Genomic DNA, 18,095 nt, shown 5'->3' on the forward strand with positions numbered 1-18,095 from the left:
ACGAAAGTGGCCGAATCATACGTCGCGCGAGTGCGATAAAAAATCAGCTAATGCGGCAAATCATCATTGCAGAATCTGCTGTGAGACAGATTGTCGCGGGGCAATTTCACGCAGCCGGAAGCCGGCCCGGCGCTCCCTGCGCCGGACCTCGACCTGATCGATGTGCGTGCAACGACCGCACCGCCGTGCGGTGCACCCTGCTCGCGCGGCGTGCCGCGCTCAGCCGTGCGTCGACGCCATGTACGACTGCTGCGGCTGCGCGGGGCCGTCCCCGGTCGGCAGCTTCGAATGGCTCGCGTCTTCGATCAGCCGTCCGACGGTCGGATCGATCGCGTCGGTGAACGGCTTTGGATCGATGCCGACCGCCAGCACCACGAGTGCGAGCGACGTGAACATCACGATCTCGCGACGGTTCAGGTCGGCGAGCTTCGCGATCCGCTGGCTCGCGACCTTGCCGAACACGACGCGCTTGAGCATCCACAGCGTGTACGACGCGCTGAGGATCAGCGTCAGCGCCGCGATCGCGCCGATCCAGAAGTTGAAGCGGATCGCGCCCATGATGACCATGAACTCGCCGACGAACCCCGACGTGCCCGGCAGGCCGACGTTGGCCATCGCGAACAACACGGTGAAGGTCGCGAAACGCGGCATCACGCCCGCCACACCGCCGTACGCTGCAATCTCGCGCTGCTTCGTGCGATCGACGAGCACGTTCACGCACAACAGCATCGCGCCCGCGACGAAGCCGTACGACACGAGCTGGACGATCGCGCCTTCGACGCCGATCCGGTTGAACAGGAACAGCCCGAGCGTGACGATCCCCATGTGCGCGACCGTCGAATACGCGAGCAGCTTGCCGAGATCGGTCTGCGCGAGCGCGATCAGGCTCGCGTAAACGATCGCGAACAGCGACAGCGCGATCACGGCCGGCGCGAAGAAGTGGCTCGCATCGGGCGTGACCGGCAGCGCGAAGCGCAGGAACCCGTAGCCGCCGAGCTTGAGCATCGCAAGCATCAGCGCGGCGCCGGTCGGGCCGTCGGTGTAGACGTCGCTCAGCCACGTGTGGACCGGCCACATCGGCACCTTGACCGCGAACGCGGCGAAGAAGCCGAGGAACACCAGCAACTGCGGCGCGAAGCCGAGCTGCAGCGTGCGCCATACGGCCATGTCGAACGTATGCGACTGCGCGTACAGGTACAGCATCGCCATCAGCAGCAACAGCGAGCCGGCGAACGAGATGAAGAAGAACTTCACGGCCGCGTACACGCGACGCTCGCGCCCCCACGTGCCGATCAGCAGGTAAAGCGGGATCAGCGTCGCCTCGAAGAAGATGAAGAACAGCAGCCCGTCCTGTGCAACGAATACGCCGACCATCAGCCCCGACAGGATCAGGAAGGACGCGTAGTACTGCGCGACGCGTACCGTGACCGACTCCCACGACGCCACCACCACCACGAGTGTCGTGAACGCGGTCAGCACGACGAGCCACAGCGACGCGCCGTCGATGCCGACCCGCCATCCGGAATTGAATGCCGCCAGCCAGTTGCGGCTTTCGACGAACTGCATCGCGGCCGAATGCGCATCGAAACCGGCAACCAGCGGCACGACTGCCGCAAGCCCCACCAGCGCGCCGGCGAGCGCGATCAACCGCGTACGCCGTGGATGATGGTCGGAACCGGCGCGCAGCAGGCACGCGCCGAACAGGATCGGAGCCCAGATGGCCAGGCTCAGGAAGGGGAAATCATGCATGTCAACAAGGCCTTGATGAAGTCGCGCACTGCATCGGGGACAGGCGAGACGAAAGGATCGAAATCAAATCGACAGGTAGATTTCGTGAATCGCCAGTGTTGGCAAAATGTAAAGCGGCATCAACGGAAAACTTGACGCCGCTCAAACGCGATCGGGTTAACCAGCATAAGGCGATTGATTATTTTCTGCAGCGCAGCAGAGCGCCGTTTTTCAGTGCGAGCCTATACCGCTGATTCTTATGTGTAATTTTTTGTATTACCCGATGAGGCCGATCGCAAAAATCGACGCAGTGCCGCATTTTTGATGGCGGCGCGTTATTTCTGAGGGTCGGAGGGCGCTAATTGAAGCATGGCAGGACAGCGAACGAGCGGCTCTCGATCCTTACATTAAATCTTTCATTTTCAATACAAATGGCGTTGCCTTGCGCAGGCCGTACGACGGGCCGCACCGGCTCGCCCCTACCGCTGACGGCTCAGGCGATCCCAGATGCGCATCGTCACCGCGCGATAGTGATTGTGTTGCGCGGGAAAATGGACGAAGCGGCTGTCGCGCGTGGCATAGACCGGCGACGCCGCGAGTGTCATCGCATCGACGATATAGCGCGCGTCGATCATGCCGGACTGCAGCAACTCCACATAGATCGCCTGCTGGTCGCCGCCGCTCGCATAGACCGACGAACGATCGCCGAAACTCTCGATGCGGGCACAGATGCGCTCGACCAGGTCGCGCATCGGCGCCACGTTGCGCACGCCGATCATGCACGAATTGATTGCCCATGCCGTGTGATCGGTACCGATCACGAAGTCGCGGCCGTCGATCGTACTGTCGATGGCCTGACGCTGGTCGATCGCCAGAATGTCCGCGTCGACCCAGAAGACGAACGCGTGATGCGGCAGATGTTCGCGAATCAGATGCAGCTTCGCCCAATTCGCACCGATGCCGTCCGGCAGAAATGCGGGAGGTTCGCGATACGTGTGATACGCGTAACCTTGCCGCGTGCAGTAGCGAGCGAAATTCTCCTCGTGCAGATCGCCATATCCCGCGATATGCGACGTATGCAGGCTCACGAACGCAATCGGGGCCTGCGGATTCACGTGCCGCTCCGCACCGCGCTTACTCTGTTGCGCGGCACGCCAGTCGTCCATTGCGTGCGGGCGATCGCCGCGCTGGTATCGCTCGGCATCGTCGACGAGCGCCGCCACATAGCGGAAATCGTAGTCGGCAGCCGGCGCCCAGACGTCCTCCACTTGCCGCCACTCGGGCGCCTGGTGCGCCACGAGCGGCCGGGCGCCTGCGATCGAATCGATCGCGAGCCCGTCGCCCCAGATCGTCTGGACCGATGCGAAATGACCGTTCGTAAGCGGCATATCGAACGGCAGCGGCGCAAAGTGCTCGGCCAGCAGCGTCGCCTCGCACGCGTGCCGCCGCTCCGGGAGGTACATCGCCCATTTGCCCAGCTCGACCACCAGCTTGCGCAACTGCTCACGCACGCCGGGCACGTTGCGGAAGATCATGCCGCTCGCAGCGGGCAGCGCCGACTTCGGCGTCTGCGTCGTGACGATTGCATCGTAACCCTGCGCGACATCCTGCAGCGCGTGCGGATCGAACACGACGGAAAACGGGTCGAGCACGAGCAGCAACGCGTCCGGCTCCATCGCGACGAGCTGCGCGGCGATCACGTGGTACTTGTGCAGAATCGGCTGGCGCTCGCCATACACGTGCATGCCGTCGACCGTCACATGCCGGTAGCCGTGCAGTTGCGCATAGCGCGCGTGGTTGTCGACAAGTCCGTCGACAGGCCGATGAGAAAGGACCGTCAGAACTGAATGCGGGCTGGCCAAGCGCATTACCCCAAGTCACATCGAACGATAGGCGATATGTAACCCACTATCGCCGCTCAAGTCGAGTACTCATCGCGTGACCGGCCGCCTCGTCCGGCGGGCGGACGCGATCCGGCCGCATCGTGTGCCCGGTGCGTGACAGGCCCGAAAAAGAAAAAGCCCCGCAAGTCCGAGAACTTGCGGGGCTTTGTCACCGCTTTTGGCGGAGACGGAGGCCGCCAAATCAGTATCCAACGGCATCCACACCAATCCAAATACTATCCAATAAATCAAACACTTGCATCGCCAAATAGTTCAATTTACGCTTATGACATCCAATGCCTTCCAACGCTTAACGATGGGCCCACTGATGGGCCAGAACCGATGCTAACCGACAAGCAAGCCAAAACACTCAAGCCAACCGACAAACCGGTCTTCGACGGAAAAGTAACCGGACTACTCCTCTCTCCAACGAAGTCGGGCTGCAAATGGATCTTACGTTTCACCAGCCCCGTGACCCGCAAGCGTCGGGACGCTGGGCTCGGCACCTACCCAGAAATCTCGATCGCTGAGGCTCGGGACAAAGCGCTTGCCATGCGCAAGCTCATCGATAACGGAGAAGATCCGATCGACCAGCGAAACCGAGATCGGGAAGTAGCTGCTGTCGCCGCCGCGGCTCTTACGTTCGAAAAGGCCGCACGCCAAGTTCACGAAGAACTGAAACCTGGCTGGAAGAATGAGAAGCACGCCGCGCAATGGATCAGCACGCTCGAAACCTACGTCTTCCCCAAGCTCGGCAATCGCAAGCTCGACGCGATTAGTCCCGGCGACTGCGCAGACGTCCTGCGCCCGATCTGGCTGACGAAGGCTGAGACAGCCAGTCGCACACGCCAACGCATGCATGCGGTCATGCAGTGGGCTTGGGCGCATGGTCATATCGCAGCAAACCCCGTCGCCGTCGTCGACCACATCCTCCCAAAACAGTCGACCAAAGCGGAACACCAACCGGCCATGCCCTGGCGCCTAGTCCCCAAATTCGTCGCGCACCATCTTGCAAAACACGAGCCTACGGATAGCACTCGTGCAGCCTTGCTGTTCCTGATACTCACCGCGACCCGAAGCGGCGAAGTTCGCGGCGCGACATGGGATGAATTCGACATATTTGGACATGTTTGGATCATCCCCGCTGCACGCATGAAAGCAAAGGAACCGCATCGCGTCCCGCTGTCTGAGAAGGCGCTGAAACTCATCAAGACTCTCCGACAGCACCAACTACACGAAACACTTGTCTTTCCGTCCCCGCGCGAAAAATTACTGAGCGACATGGCTCTAACCGCTCTTCTCCGCCGCGTTAAAGCCGAGAGTGATACATCCGGCCGCGTAGCAACTGCCCACGGGTTCCGTTCCAGTTTTCGGGATTGGGCCAGCGAACATGGCTACGCCCGCGATCTTGCCGAACGTGCGCTGGCTCACACCGTAAAGAATCAAGTCGAGGCCGCTTACCACCGTACCGATCTACTAGAACAGAGACGCCCCCTGATGGAGGCATGGGCCGAGCACGTCATATCAGCGGGTTAAAGAGGTAATGCCTCCTCCACGGGACAAAATACTTCGCTGCGGTGCAGCCCGGCCAGCCGGCGAGTCAGTCAGTAGGGGCTCGTGTCGCATCAACATAGCGGTCAAGGAAAGAGAAATCACTCACAACCGCATCGCTGAACCAAAACTTGCGCTCCTCGGTCCTGCTGCCGCTCCCCCAACCTGAGCCGTGGAGCGACGACGCCAGGGCTGCCCGAGCAAATCCGGCCATCTTCTGCAGCTTTGGACCGGATTGGGTCACAAATCCTAATGGCACGTTATACCTGTCGGCACCCGGCACCGCCCATTGGTACGTTGCTGCGCCGTAGATGCCAGGGATGAGCAAGACCTCGAAGCACTCTTGCTTCGGTTGGTATGGACTCAGGAACACGCGGTTGAAACCTGCGTCAAGCAGATGGCGTGCGCGCTTAACGAGGCGATCCCTGTTCTCGTTCTGGTGGCAGGGGGCAATGGCGACGACCTCCAACGGTGAACCCAAACCCTCCTTGAGGGCGCCTCGGATGCCGTTGACTAGGTCTAGGACCAAGCTCGTGCGCCCCCATAATTCGGAGTCTGGAATCACCCAGAAGATAGCCGTCGGCAATTCTTCGTTAGCCGACCTCTTTGTTACAGCGAGCGCCTTGGACAGTCCGATTAAAAGACGAGACCGGCACTTGGGCATGTAGAGGGCACCAAGGACCGCTTGGCTCTTGCTGGAGTCGTACACCTCGCCGTTTGCCTGTCCATGCACTTCGTGGATGTATCGTCCAAAGTCAATTGCGGGGTCCTTGCGCAGCCCGATCCGTCCATCGCGATTAACAAATGCAGTCTTCTCCTCAACGGCCGATTGCGCCAGCATATAGCGAGCGAGCAGCTCATCGTCGAAGCGTTCGATAAAGGTGCGCAGGTGGTCGGTGTGGGTCGAGAGCGTTGCGATCCGGTCGGCGGTAAGGGTCCGCACCAGAGAGCGCAGCGACTCGGGCAAGAGTTCGAGCTGCGCGTCGATTTCGAATTCGACGTTACCCTCGACGTCCACTTCGAAGTGCACCGGAAGCGGAACACTGAACGGGCGCCCGGCGCGGATCTCGTCCACCTTATAACAAGCGTAAGCACGCCGGTTTTCATCTTCCAGTTCAAAGCGTTCAATGTCGAGGAAGTGTTTGTGAAACGCTGCTTCTGCACGATCAATGGTATTGCCCGCAGCGGAATCGTCCGCGCTCCACTTCAGTTCTAGAGCGTTGTCCCAGTAGCTCCCCGACAGTGCCTTGGGCAGTGGCGTATAGCTCAACAACTCGAAAACGGGGCGGCTTTGCCGCTCAGCGATCTTCGTGAAGCGCGGCAGTCCGTCTGATGACGCCGTGAAGCGTGACTCGGCATACGAAGTCAGCGAGATACGACCGTTCGCCTCGCCGACGAGACCTTCCTCCCTCAGGAGTTCAAGCAGATCCCTCAATTCGCTTGCAGACAGGCCAAAGTACTCCCGAAGTGCGCCGACCTCTAGAGGACCGCTCAGGTGCAGCAAGCGCACCGCAAAGTCCGTCATGACAGGAACTTGACGGTCGATGGAGACATGGCAGCGCACGTTGAACAGCTGCGCCGGGATCGCCACCGCGACGGTGTTAAAGCGCTCACGCATTGGACAAGCTCCGCTTCAGTTCTTTGGATGGCACGAACTTGGCCAGTTGTTGCTCCGCAAGGCGCTCGACTTCGTCGAGCACCCGTTTCATCGGCGTGGCCGTCCGAGACCGCCACATGGCAGACGAGCTGACGATCACCAGCCTGTCCTTCGATCGGGACATGGCTACGTTGATTCGCTCTGGATCACTCAAGAAGCCGACGTGCTCGCTGGTGTCGTTGCGCACCACCGAGAGTACGATGATGCGGTTTTCCTTGCCCTGATAGCTGTCCACTGTGCCCACGGTGAAGCGGTCACGAAGCCCGGAGGCCCATTCGGCCTGCTCGAGCTTCTTCCGGATCAGGTCGCGCTGATCGGAGTACATGGCGATAATACCGATGATCGGTTCATCGTCGCCATCTTCCAACTGGACCTGCTCTAAGAACCCCGGCGACGTCAGAATGGCCCGAACCACTTCCACGACGGCCAAGGCCTCTTGGTTGTTCACGAGCGCACCTTCGTGGGTGCCGGCCGAGCGGTGAAACGCCTCGCGTCCTTGGTCTTGGGTGTCGACCCACACGACCTGCGAGGCGAGAAACGATGGCAGCTTCTCGTACTCTTGGCCCGGTGGTGCGCGTCCAACCTCGAGTGCGTCTGCGTAGAAGCAGTGCGATACGAGCTGGCTGATATGCTCTGCCATTCGGTACTGCACACGCAATGTTCGTCCGACCGACTGGCCGTAATTCGAAGAGAACGCGCGCTGGAAGTTGTTTATCCGTCGGAAGTCCTTACGCGGCATTCCGAGCAAGGCCGACGCTCGATCTTCGACAGCTCGGGGGTAAGACGGCGGCAACTGTAAATGATCACCTACGAGCAGCACGCGCTTGCCCGCCTGCATAGCAACAACAAGCTCCATCGGCGATGCGCGTGCAGCTTCGTCCACGATGACCCAGTCGTAGGGAACCTCTGTGATGCCCAGCGCCTGCTTGCCCACGCCTACGCAGGTTCCCGCCACAACGCTGGAGCTGCGCGCGAGGAAAGCGGTGTAGTTGGAGCGCGGGCTGCGCAGCACCTGGGAGAACTCCGTGGAGAGGCGAGCGATCTGCTCCAGCCGAGCACACTTAGCCGGACTCGGCGAGCCGTGCAGATGAGCCAGCGCCTCTAGTTTGTCATCCAGAAGATCGCGGAGGCTGGCCGCATCACCGTCAACAGATGCATCAATGCCGAACTGGCGCCCCGCGACTTCGACAAACACCTGGCTGAGCCGGCGCAGATGCTCCTCGGCCGAGGCATCCTCGCCATCTGCCTCGTCGATTGCGCGTGTGAGGCGGTCGATGCTTTGAAGTAACGGGCCCAGCGTGGTATGAAGCTCCGTCGCGGCACGCACGTAGCCCTCTGGAAGGCCCATGGCGACGCCGACCATTCGCACTCGATCCTTGATCTCCGCGTCAAAACTCTCACGGTAGCGCTGGCGCAACGAATCCTCCTGGACGCCACGGAGTCCAGGCGACACCATTGATTGCAAGCCGACGCGTACCATAGACACATCCATGCTCGACGCCCGAAGCGAACCGGCCACCTTGTCCATCGCGTTGTTCACAGCTTCATGCGATTGGCTGACAAGCAGGATATTGTGAGCAAGTCCTCGCGACAGCAGCAGGTGGACGAACGATGCGATGAACTTGGTTTTCCCCGTCCCGGGCGGCCCCTGCAGTAGCGAGATTGGGCCGTAGGACAAAGCGGTCCGAAGCGCCTCTTCCTGGGAGTCGTTCAGGTCGTAGCTGCCGAGGTCGCCCAGATCGATTGCGACGTCGTGATTCGGCATCCGTTCGGTATTCGGATCGAAATAGTCGACCAGTGAGGGGATGAGGCCACCGCCCGCGAGCACCCGCTTCATCGCCGCGACCCGCCGTTCGGACGCCACCTTTTCAAAGGTGCCGCGCACGTGCAGGACGTCACCTGTCTTCGGTGAGAATCGCATACTCTTGGCACGCACCCGCATCACGTTACGCCCGATGTCGGGTGATACCCATCCAACGGTGTACCAACGGTCACTGCCGTCCATGGCGTCCACCCCGCGCTCCAGCAGCTCGATTCCCTCACCCTCCGAAAAGTCGAGCACACCGCCCTCGCGATCGAAGTAGATGATCCACTCATCGCTTTGTGGCGGTGATTGCTTCGCGCCATTCCGCACGGTGATCTTCGTGACGTTCATCTCATCGGTGTCGGACAGCGCGCTCCAAAGTGCCGTGGCAGACACCCGCTGCAGGGGCGCGCTCTCGGACTGGCGAGCATAGGGGTCGGCACCAAGTCCTACGGCGACCGTCTCGTCGCCTTCCGGTTCATCCGGGGCGTTCGCGACGTAGTGCTGATACAGCAGGCCGGCCAGTGCCGTGACGTCTGCCTCCTCTGCAAAGGTGACGTGTATCTCTGCATTTAGCGAGAATGTCTTGCGCCGGTGGGCGCTGACAAAATCGATGTGGTCGATCGCCTTCACTGCGGCGTCGAGTACGACGTCTTCTTCTGGGTCGTACTTGATGTAAAGGTCTTGCCGCGTTCCGACCACGTTGAATCGCAGGTGTCCGGTCTCCGCATGTCTTGTCGCGCGCACCGAGTACTCGCCATTGTTGGAGATTAGGTCCAGTGACGGAGGACCACCACGGCCGCGGCGCTTGAGGGTGATCTTGAGCGTCGGGACCAAGCACGGTTTCGGGTGCAGCTCGTCCTGCAGCGTCTCGGCTAGTAGGTCCAGCGGCGGCAGCGCGTCCACCAATTCAACGGCCCGAGCCACGTCGCTTCGTGTTGCCGCGAAGTCTTCAGGCAACAGCGTCAGGACGAGCATGCAGACGGCAAACGCGTCGCGATGCAGTGGGGATGCGCTCTCCAGTGTCGGCGGCACCGTGCCGACCGTGATCCCTTCGTCGCCATCGGCGCTCAGGTCTGGTATGTCCACTAACACGACCCGAGGCGTTTCGTCCCCCGTGGTCGGCGGTACGACGATGTTGTCTGCTTTCACGTCACCGTGGGACAGCCCCAAGATGTGGAGGCGTCGCACTGCATTGAGCAGGGCATGCGCCACGAGCGCACGTTGCCTTCCCTCTGGGCCGGTCGCCAACCACTCGGTGAGCGTTTGGCCTTCCGTCCATCGCGTGACCAGCACCAGCCCGAACGTGTTCAGGCCAAAGTCCATCACCTCGGGGGTGGCGTCGAAGCCAGATTGTCGCAGCGATCGTGCTTGCTGTAGGAAGGAGAGCAGCCGCAGGTTGCGCGCCAGATACTTCGGGTCATACTTAAGCTGCGGCCAGCACTTCACCAGTACGCGGTCACCGCTCTTCTCAGATTCGTAGACCATCTTGGCGGAGCCAGGCGAAATCACGCGCTTGGGCATGAGGGTCATCGGGCCAGCCTCGGTCTCGTAGCCCTGGAAGTCTTCAGCGCAGACGTCCGGCCCCGCATCGACGGCCAGACAGGCGTTCAACGCATCGAGCGCATCGGAAGCGTTCCGATAGCGCGCTTCTGGGTCAAGTTCCATGGCCTTGGCGTACCAAGGCGTCAGCGCTGGGAAGTTGAGCGTAACGGTGTCGTTGTAGACGGGCACGGCATTAATACGCTCCAGCTCGCGACCTTCTAGCATCTCGTAAATCAGGACGCCCAGCAAGAAGACGTCGCGGGCGAACGGATCGCCCGAGCGAACATGCGCGGCAACGCCTTCATCTTCTGGTAGTTCGATGGACCCGGTCTCCAGTTCGACGCGATGGACACCGACGGTCTGGGTTTGGGGGACGCGCGCGGCAGCAAACGTGGACAGGATCACGCGGGACGGTTCGAGCACCCACAGCGTGCGTTTGGTGATGTCGCGGTGAGCAATCCCCAGCGCGTGCAGCTTCGAGAAGCGAGCTAGGATGCTTTTTGCCAACGAGCGCCGGTCTTGCTCACTCATGGCGCTGTTGCGGGCTAGGTGCTCGGAGAGGCGTTCGATGCCGGTAGGAAGACGGTACGCCTCGACGAAGTTGGTGGTGATGTCGTCCGCCGTCGCTGAGCCAATAGGCTCAAGTAGGTCCTCATGCAATTCAGGCGCTTGGACGCGCAGCGTTTCATTTAGCCGCAGCTCGCGAAGACCGATAGTCTGACGCTCGACGGTTGAGGTGCCGCCAGTGGCGAGCTCTTCGAAGTTCCACTTTCGCAGCAGCGCCTTTGAGCTTCGACTCTCTTGGTGCTCGGCTAGAAACTCCGACCAGATCTTGCGCGGATGGATGTAGTCCGCTTGGTCCTCGATCTGTTCAAAGCCATGCAAAACGGTGCGGCGTTTGAGCACAGCCGGGTTGGACGCGGAAAAAATGGCGTTGTACCGCTGGCGTTGAGGCAGGGGGTCTGCGGACCGATAGCTCCACGTCGGCGGAATGTCAGGGAAGCGTTTCGCGTAGCGTGTTGCGTCGGACGCGGCATACACGAAATCCGGGAGCGTCGCAATGAAGCGGCGCTGTTCGTCCGGAAAGTTGATCAACCGGCACTTGGGATGGCACAGGACTACGAGCGACTCGACGAAGGGCAGCTTGAGGGACGAGTTCTTTTCTTGAACGAACTTCCTTAAAGCGCGAGCCTTGTTGTCCGTAGTATTTACCGGCGACGGCATAGGGTCACCGCGATGAAACCACTGACCTGACGAATACTCAATGTCGCCGGACCAGTTCTTCAGTTCGACCACCAAGATTCGATTGTTCGTCAACAGCAGCAGGTCGATGTCCAGTGGCTGTTTGGAGCCACGGATAACCAGCCGAAATGCTGCATAGGCACCCCAGTCGCGAGGCAATTTTGCTTCGAGCTCGCGCAAGGCGGCATGCTCAACCTCCAGAACACCCCGTGGGCTGAGATAGTTGATTCGCACTGTTGAGACCTCCAGAGTCTGATTTATTGGCAAGCCGTCTACGTTGGACGGATCGCCGAATCTCGAATTGTGGCACCCGACTCACGGGAAAGCATAGGTGGTCACCGGGCAGCCAATCCAGCCAGGTCGCATTCTGTGAATCCGCGCGGGCGGGAGACTGACAGCAGGGCTCGTGAAGAGGCGAGGCCATTGTGGTCACCGTACTGATCTAATGGAGCTACGATGACCGCTTATGGAAGCGTGGGCCCAGCACGCCTGCTCCGCCTGACCGGATTACCACAATCCAGTGACTCGGACGACAGGGCCTACGGAGATCTGTAATGGTTGATCATGACCATGGATTGGTTGTGATGTGAAAACTGAGTCATGAGGGGCAGTGTATGGAATCACCACGCCCGCTCTCTACAGGAATCGGCGATTGCCCGCCCCCGGTCACGAAGCGTTGCAGCCGATCCCAAGCCACCAGATAGCGGTGTCTTGGAATCGCAGCCAGTTGTTCGTCATGCACGACCAACACGCGCTCCACATCAGCCAGTTCGTCTTCGAGAAGCGTCCACACTTCGCCACGCTCGGCACGTGCGATACAGGTGTCTAGTACAGCTTCCGCTCGACGATATAAGTCGAGATCCGAGCCCGAATCTGTCTCATTGCGCATATAGAACGCCAAGTACACAATGCGCAGCAGACAGACGACTTGGTTACAATTCCCATTTCCAGATCGCACCACTGCCAAAGCTAAGTGGTTCTCCAGCGACAACGCTCGCACCTTTTCTGTCGACAGTGGCAACAACATCCCTTTCGTCAACGCTGAGCGGCCGCCTCGCCGCCTCACATCTTTTCCCACCGACGTCTCTTCCTATTACAAGCGTCCGCAAACCATGTAGTCGCTTGTCACTCCGCATCATCCACAGTCCCGGATTTCGCGATCAGATCAAAACGACAGACAATCTCTTTAACACGTCACGGGAGATTGTGCGGATTCTCGAATACCTCCCACTGTGCTCCGTCGTATTTGGCAAGCCTACGAGACGCTAGCACCCATAAAACACCGTCCTTCGCTTCCACGGTTGCAACGCCGTCCAAGGAGAACTTGTCGCTAACCATCAACCTTTGCGGACCATTTTCGTCGAGCTCATAGATCCCGTCGCCGGCACCGATGAAGAGTCGATCGTTGAACAACGCCATCGAATAAAAGTCGGTACTGAGGCTCTTGCGCGCCACAGCACTAAAACCAGCCTGAAAGTTACCTTTTAGCAAGGTCCCTTTGCTTCCGGCGACCCAGACACTGTCAGCCGAGACTGGCAGGACGCAATTGAGGTGAGCCGCTGTTGCTTTTGGCAATTTTATCCAGCTCGTCCCATCGAAAAATGCCATGTATCCATCATTACCGACGACATAGATTGAATTTTCATCAAGGCCGTTAATGTCGATGAGACCGATCGTTTCGTCGGCAGATTTAGTCAGTGCCGCAAGTAGCTCGTTTGGATCTTCAATGCTACCAAGGTCAACTTTTTTCTGGAGGAGCTGAGCATCAACATGTGTCCAGTCAGCTGTGTCGCGCTTATAGACCTGACCACCATATCCACAAACATAAAGGTGGCCGCCAATTTCTCGAATACGAGTAACGTATCCGTAGTTGGCCGACGCCGCCCCGAGACCAGCATCGATGATTTTCTCGATGACTGAGCCCTCACGACTGTAACATTCAACGTCGCCCTGCTCACTCAGTGCGTAAATTTTTCGAACGCTATTGGGAGCGGGTTCGGGGTAGCAGGCAGACACAACTCGCCACGCCGGAAGATCATGGTAAAACCACTTGTCAGCCGTTTGCCCCTGATAGAACACCATTCGCGAAACAGGAGTGTCTTCCGTAGACTCCAATTCATCCAAAGTGCTAGACAGGTAAAACATATCTCGGTTGATCGCACAACCAGTACCGAACGTCAGCTTCGTTTTTTGCTTTGCCATAGAAAATGTTCCTCAGAAGTCCCCTGCACCAGTCTTCATCTGCTCGGCAAAATCCTTCAATTCCATGCCCTTGGTTAATCCACCCGTAGGATCAGCGCGAACCTTGAAGTTAGGTCCCATGCCCTTCGACTGATGGTACGCTCGAAGCTCGGCCATGATTAAGGCGGGGTTACATTTGGTGATTGCGCCGACCGACGCTGCTCCTGCCGCCTCTAATTTCCAGAGTTCAGTCGTGCCAGGCGGACTACCCTTCAAGCCCAACGCCAACTCCGCAGCATCGTACAATGCATGCACCTTGCCGTGCTCACTTGTCGGTGAGCGGTCCTTACCTTCTAAGCAGATCACCAAGCCGTCGCCTTCTGAAATGCCGCCAGGAATCTGACGACGACCAGATCCTCTACGCGTACCAGGCAAACGAAAAGCGCGGTCTGCTACGACATGGTGTCCAGTCTTCCCCTCCGCTTTGCAGGTATCCGGATGGTAGGGACGAAGATTACAGCGCCCCTTTCCCTTAACCTTGCCACCGTCTTTTCCGCCATTCGACGCGGCCTCCTTCTCCGCTTTCTCCGCAGCTTCCTTTTCGGCTTTTTTGGCAGCTTGCTCCGCAGCTTGTTTGGCTTCCTGCTCCGCTAATTGCTTGGCCTCTTTCTCAGCGAGTACTTTCGCCTCTTGCTTCGCAAGTTGTTCTGCTGCTTCCTTGGCGCCCAGCTTTGCCACCCCTTTCGCCCCGTACTTGACGGCTTTGCCGGCCGTGCCCAAGCCAGGGACAAGGTCCGCAATGACCGAGCCGCCCGAAATGGCGGCCTCCGCCGTGTTGCCTTCAGCCGCGTATATCAGACCGTTAGCGCCGTCGAAGATGGCGCCAAACTCGGGAATGGCGCCGAGGACATCCAGCCCCGTGTGAACGTAGCCCACTGCCTGACTGAACCAGCCCGCTTCTGCGGCAGTTTCTGCCACGACCGGCGGATTAGCCGACGACGCGGCTACACTCGACATGGCTGCTTGCCCGTAGAGCCTGCCTACCGTGTTCCCTTGATCGCTCACGATGTGCTCCGCGACTTATTTTTGGCTCATTTGCTCTCGGACCTTCGCCGGCGGATCGGGCGGGAATTTTGCCCCCTTCTCAATCATCAGCGTACGCAGACGTTCGAATTTTTCTAACAACTCATGCCCTTCCGGCGTAGCGCCTTGGCTCGGCTGCGACTGGGTCGTCACAACTGGCTTACCGCCTTGATCAAGCGCTACAGCGGTTGTGCTCGCGGACTTGCCATTCGGTTGAAGGTGATCGATCTCCCATTGCACCGAATAGGCGACGCTCACACCGTTGGTCGTATGTGCATTCACATCGGCCCCATGCTCGACCAAATAGATGGCAAGGTCGGGCTTCGAAACATCAATGGCCTTATCCAGCGCGGCACTGCCGATCGAGTCTCGAAGATTAACGTTTGCCCCACGCTCCACAAGCAAACGCACATGCTCCGGCGCTTTCTCACCTTCCAGCGCGCGTTGAAGCAATGTGGTGCCGTCCGCGTCCTGGTAGTTCGGCGACAGGCCACCCTCCAACATTGCCTGCAGAACGTGTGGATCGTCGTTCGTCAACGCGACATGGAGCGCGCTCCCAAGACCTTCCACGACCTGCTTGTCCGGTTCAGCGCCATGCGCAACCAGCTCGCGAATAGCGTCGTAGTTCTTCTGCAGGATCGCGTACCAAAGCAACGTCATGTCGTCGCGTCCCGCCGCATTGACGTTGAGGCCGGTAAGCGACTCCTTCAGCCGTGCAGTGTCGTGATCATTGATCGCCTTTGCTGCATTCAGGTACTGCCCCTCGAAGAACTTGCCAGGAGAATTTGCGCTCATGTTGCATCCAGTGGTAACGAGTGCCAGTGCGACGAAAGATGCGCCTGCCAGCTGGCGCAATGACTTTTGGCCGAAACGCACAAGTCGTTGCAGAGAGTTGGTTGTATCCGTCATCGCGTTGATGATCGACTGTTTGAAAGCACGGTTGGGCTCATTCACCAATTGCCTTGAGGATCGTTGTCTGGTCTTCTGTCTTTTGCTGCTCAATTCCGTCGATCACCTTGTCCATACCGTGCTTCGCGATCGAGCCACCTTGACCTGGCAAGATATGCGGCTCGCCCACTGCTGTTGGCATGAGCCCGTGACTCTTTTCCTGAGCTGCTGTCAGGACCTCACCTTCGACGCGATATGCCTGAATATCCGAGGCAACCGGTGTTCCGCCATATCGAGCGACTGTCGAGGGATTAAGGCCAGCGGAATTGAACGTGGTGGCAGCGAGCCCGCTCGTCCGAGATGCCGCAGACGCCATCCCACCACCCAACGAGTGACCAACGATGTCGACATCCGCTCCGCTCTTCGCAAGCGCCTTGCCGATCGATACCGCGCGGCTGTAGTACGCGGAGTCTTTGTTCATGCCCTGCAAGAGGTTGTTTTTCCAGTCGGACATGCTCGTCTTGTCCGTGCCCTGGAATACCACTTGGGGCTTGAAATCGCTCCCGAACACGTCCTTGTCCGGCTCATACACCTGCGCACGGAAGTTCGTTCCTGGAATGGAGAAATCGCCAGATTTCAGTTTGTACTGCGCGAGTTTCGCCGGATCGCCACTGACGTTGTTCCAGCCTTCGGGTGTATCAAGCTTAGGGTTATAAACGTTCTGCGCCAGCTTGGCCTGCTCGACGACGGAATTGTTCGTTTCGAAGCGATTCGCAGCCGCCTGCAATTTGTCGCGCTCCGCACCTGGCGGCAAAGAACCCACCTTTTCCTTCGCCTCCGCGATTTGGGCCTTCCGACCTCGCCAACGGGCAGCCTTTGCGTCCTTTCCGACATAATTGCCGTTCATCCAGAACTGGTCGCTGTGCCGCACAATCATCTTGCTTTCGACCCGGACAGTCTTGCTATGGTCGATCGGCCAGCACTTGGCACCAACGGTTCCGCTTTCGATGCCATGCGCCACACCGGCCTGGTCGCCAATCGTATCCGGCGCGAAACTGGAATCGAACCGCACGATCGGATTCCCGTTGGCAAACACTGTCTTCGACGTCATCTGGCTATCGCCAAGACTCGCCGTGACAGGATAAGGTACGGGTGGCGTGCTGCCCCCCATCGGGGTTTTGCACACGTCGGGCATCATCGACACGATGGTCCACTGGCCATCCTTGCGGGCCATTACGTTGTCTGCCACGTGCCCTCCGGTTCGCTCGCTGTTTTCAGGGCCGGCATTCGCAGCAGAGGTGCATGCCGATCGAGTTCGAAACGCGCCTCGCACACGCGTACCGCTGGTTCCAACGGAAAAACCGCTCGCCATGTCACCAATACGCGCATTTCTTCCGTATCGATCAGCAACGTGTCGAGCTTCATCTCGAGCGGCACTATGGCTCCGCTCTCAAAGCGGAGTGCCACAAGCGCACGATGCCCGGGAAGGCGCGCACGCAGAAATCCCATGTGCGTGTGATCCGGCAACGCGAGATTTGCCAGCTCGAAGGCTGGCCCAGGTGCAGGCCATGCAATCTGTTGGTCTGCCGGGGCACCATTCCAGTAATGAAAGTCATGATCGACGGGGTGATATGGCCACCTCGTCTTTCTCCACGTCTCATCGTAGGTACCGGCGAACTGAAGACGCGGCGTCCAAGCGCGGCCGACGACACCCAGACCGACAGGCGTTGCCGCATACCCTGCTGCGACCTCTTTCATCTGCTTGGTGTCCAGCGCTGACGCCGAATGCTCGACGACGTCGGGACCGGCAATCGGAATGTCCCAAGCTTCGACCTGCGGCGCCGGGATTTCGGCAACCTTCGGTAACGGTCTAAGGGCGAATGCCGCGCAAGGTGAGGCCACAACGGATTTATGCGTTGCCCGATCGAGAAAACGCTTCTCTACCCATCCACGTCCGAGAGGATTAGTGAAACAGACCTCGTTCAACTGGAGTTCTGCACCGGTCTCCGTTGATCCAGGTGCGAGCGTGACGCGACTCGCGCCTCCGTATGCCTGCTCCCAACGTACCGGCACTGCCGTCGCAGGTTGCGGGTCACCGAGCTTCCACCCACGCCAGCCTTTGGTGAATGAGCGAGGCCCCGTCACTCGAAGCCCTTTGTCGACAACCATATTGCCGTCGTCGAAGACTCTCACGCGAACAGGCCAGAAAGCAGCCGGGGTGCCATGCGGTGCGTAAGCAGTCGCGCGAACCAGAACGTCGCACTTCGGCTTGAAGGGGGCGAGATCGCTTTCCCATTTCACGCTGCTCGTGCCTGTTTCACCTTCATACTCGTCGGCCATCGCCAATGACACCGCATTGTCGCCACTCAGCAGCACGCAGCGATGCGTATCTCCGGCAGAGTCATGCGATTGCGTCGGCTCAAGCCGGTATGCGGCCTTCAGCGCAACGACGTGAATCTCGTTGCCAGGCACGTCGACGGCGTTGAACGCCATCGCATGCAACGGCGTAAGGTTACGAAACTCCATCGTCATC

Annotated in this window: 11 protein-coding genes; 1 reads left to right on the top strand and 10 read right to left on the bottom strand. The window is 59.4% G+C overall.

Annotated elements, in window-relative coordinates; genetic code table 11:
* Window positions 1–219: 219 nt before the first annotated feature.
* Window positions 220–1,749, bottom strand: a complete 1,530-nt coding sequence (locus LXE91_RS16760; RefSeq protein WP_039342565.1) for a complex I subunit 4 family protein — start codon at window positions 1,747–1,749, stop codon at window positions 220–222.
* A 458-nt stretch (window positions 1,750–2,207) separates the two neighbouring features.
* Complete coding sequence (locus tag LXE91_RS16765) at window positions 2,208–3,596, bottom strand: glycosyltransferase family protein (protein WP_039342562.1); 1,389 nt, start codon at window positions 3,594–3,596, stop codon at window positions 2,208–2,210.
* A 357-nt stretch (window positions 3,597–3,953) separates the two neighbouring features.
* Between LXE91_RS16765 and LXE91_RS16770 the strand changes: the two genes are divergently transcribed.
* Window positions 3,954–5,147, top strand: coding sequence for a tyrosine-type recombinase/integrase (locus LXE91_RS16770; protein WP_046197041.1), 1,194 nt, complete (start codon window positions 3,954–3,956; stop codon window positions 5,145–5,147).
* Between the two features lie 64 nt (window positions 5,148–5,211).
* Here the strand turns inward: LXE91_RS16770 and LXE91_RS16775 are convergent, their stop codons facing one another.
* The 8 genes from LXE91_RS16775 to LXE91_RS16810 all read right to left on the bottom strand — a co-directional run bounded on the left by LXE91_RS16775 (window position 5,212) and on the right by LXE91_RS16810 (window position 18,094).
* Entirely contained in the window at window positions 5,212–6,780 is a 1,569-nt protein-coding gene (locus LXE91_RS16775) for a hypothetical protein (RefSeq protein ID WP_039342554.1), read from the bottom strand.
* On the bottom strand, window positions 6,773–11,644 hold the full coding sequence (locus LXE91_RS16780) for an AAA domain-containing protein (protein WP_039342551.1): 4,872 nt from the start codon (window positions 11,642–11,644) through the stop codon (window positions 6,773–6,775). Before LXE91_RS16780 ends, LXE91_RS16775 begins: the two co-directional genes overlap by 8 nt.
* A 364-nt stretch (window positions 11,645–12,008) precedes the next feature.
* The gene (locus LXE91_RS16785) at window positions 12,009–12,437 is read right to left on the bottom strand and encodes a hypothetical protein (protein ID WP_076841623.1); all 429 of its coding nucleotides are present in this window, start codon (window positions 12,435–12,437) and stop codon (window positions 12,009–12,011) included.
* A gap of 167 nt (window positions 12,438–12,604) precedes the next feature.
* Window positions 12,605–13,612 carry a hypothetical protein gene (locus LXE91_RS16790; protein WP_135370772.1) on the bottom strand — a complete coding sequence of 336 codons (1,008 nt, stop codon included), beginning with the start codon at window positions 13,610–13,612 and terminating at the stop codon, window positions 12,605–12,607.
* A gap of 12 nt (window positions 13,613–13,624) precedes the next feature.
* A complete protein-coding gene (locus LXE91_RS16795; RefSeq protein ID WP_052760016.1) occupies window positions 13,625–14,656 on the bottom strand; it encodes a hypothetical protein in 1,032 nt (343 codons plus the stop codon).
* Between the two features lie 15 nt (window positions 14,657–14,671).
* A complete protein-coding gene (locus LXE91_RS16800; protein WP_223274347.1) occupies window positions 14,672–15,628 on the bottom strand; it encodes an ankyrin repeat domain-containing protein in 957 nt (318 codons plus the stop codon).
* Window positions 15,621–16,811, bottom strand: a complete 1,191-nt coding sequence (locus LXE91_RS16805; protein WP_039342535.1) for a Tle-like phospholipase domain-containing protein — start codon at window positions 16,809–16,811, stop codon at window positions 15,621–15,623. Before LXE91_RS16805 ends, LXE91_RS16800 begins: the two co-directional genes overlap by 8 nt.
* Complete coding sequence (locus LXE91_RS16810) at window positions 16,796–18,094, bottom strand: DUF2169 family type VI secretion system accessory protein (protein WP_052760018.1); 1,299 nt, start codon at window positions 18,092–18,094, stop codon at window positions 16,796–16,798. The genes LXE91_RS16805 and LXE91_RS16810 overlap by 16 nt, the downstream gene beginning before the upstream one ends.
* Between the last annotated feature and the right edge of the window lies 1 nt (window position 18,095).

Origin of the sequence: Burkholderia contaminans (assembly GCF_029633825.1) — a bacterium.
In the GTDB taxonomy this organism is placed as follows: domain Bacteria; phylum Pseudomonadota; class Gammaproteobacteria; order Burkholderiales; family Burkholderiaceae; genus Burkholderia; species Burkholderia contaminans.